Source organism: Idiomarina aquatica (genome assembly GCF_004362895.1).
Taxonomy (GTDB): Bacteria; Pseudomonadota; Gammaproteobacteria; order Enterobacterales; family Alteromonadaceae; genus Idiomarina.
In genome coordinates this window covers 1-1,440 of record NZ_SNXI01000059.1, presented here as the reverse complement: position 1 = coordinate 1,440, position 1,440 = coordinate 1, and the positions used below count along the sequence as shown (strand labels likewise).

General features: G+C 47.4%; 1 protein-coding gene. It reads right to left on the bottom strand.

The annotated features are described in order from the left end of the window. Positions 1 to 18 precede the first annotated feature (18 nt). Complete coding sequence (locus DEU29_RS13945) at positions 19 to 1,344, bottom strand: IS4 family transposase (RefSeq protein ID WP_133541021.1); 1,326 nt, start codon at positions 1,342 to 1,344, stop codon at positions 19 to 21. Positions 1,345 to 1,440: the final 96 nt, after the last annotated feature.

The window sequence follows — 1,440 nt, the reverse complement described above, 5'->3', positions numbered from 1 at the left end:
TAATGCTTGTCAGTTAAGCTAATGGCTAGCCGCTTTATAAGGCGACCGCATCGGATAACGTTGCGGTCGCCTTTTTATTGCCCGAGGATAATGCCGTTCTCGTCGCTCAGGTAAAACAAAGGCACTGGCCATTTCCATCATCTGCTCCATGACTTTGGGTATTTTGCCAGGAGAGATATTTACGAGTATGTGTAGTTGGCCAACCAAGTAGTGGGAGGCCTGTTTAAAGCTCATTTGGTTAGGCTCTACGTGTTTAAGGCTGTAAGCCATCTGAGCCATCATATATCGTAACAGGTTGTATGCGACCAGTATCCCCCAGAGCTCTTGCTCAACCAGTTCAGGACGTTTACTTCGCAAGGTCAGCTCATTCTTGAGCATATACTGCTTCATTTCCCGGTAAGCTTGCTCGATTTCCCAGCGGTGGGCATATAAATCTACGATATCCGCTTCCGGATAGCGCATCGTATCAGTCATTGAGGTTAATATAGCAACGTTCTTCTTGCCGACTTTCTTGCTCACCAATCGAGCTTGAACTGTTTCAGGAGCGTTATCCCACTTCTTTTTGGCTTGTGGGGACAACTTTATTTCCACCAGTTTGTCGGTGCTACTGAATGACCTTTTTACAGTATATTGCGCACCTTTTCTGAGCGGGATAAGCCAGTGTCGCTCTTCGCCCGCACGGTGCCACTGATCTAACAGACCCAGCGCATAGAAGCCTTTATCAAATAAAGTCAGTGAATGGTCCGGCGTTCGTTCGATAAGTTTAGCTGCCAAATCAACTTCACTGGCTTGTGCAATACTACCAAACTCCGTTGCTGTCACTAAATGACTGCTGACCTCCATTTGATTAACCATACGAACCTGAGGATAGTCTGACTCTCTGAGTTGATTAGCTGTGCGTCCAAAGTTCGCGCTATTTTCAGGTGTGTCCGGTGTACGCCAGACGGTGCCGTCTACTGCCAAAATCGATAGGTCATTCCAATGAGATGTTGGTAGCTTATCGAACCACAGCTGATTAGTGAGTTCGAGCATCCGTTTCATGACATCGGGCCCTAACCGCTGTCGTGCCTGAACCACAGCACTCGGTGCAACATAAGGTCTGTTGCCGGGTAACATCAAATCAAGATGCGAAACCAATTGCCGCATGGGCATGTCCCTGAACAGAGCCATTCCAACAACAGCCCACACCATAAAGTCCATTGGCAAACGCCGCTTGCGCACTGTCGTAACGCCCGTATCCTGCAAGCATTGCTCGATTAGCTCGGGCTCAAGTAAATCGGGTAACTTACTGAAGTCATCCGGGGTAAATTCTTGGAGTTGCTCTAACGCTTGACTTAAAAACATAAAAAAATCCATAGCCAGACAGTCTGACTATGGATTTTGAAGGCTCTGCCGGATCGGTCAACCGATCGCTAAAAATTCTTTAACTGATCGGCATTA

What these genes read in the sequence shown, in the direction of transcription:
- DEU29_RS13945 (WP_133541021.1), bottom strand. Translation starts at nt 1,344, where the DNA reads ATGTTTTTAAGTCAAGCGTTAGAGCAACTCCAAGAATTTACCCCGGAT.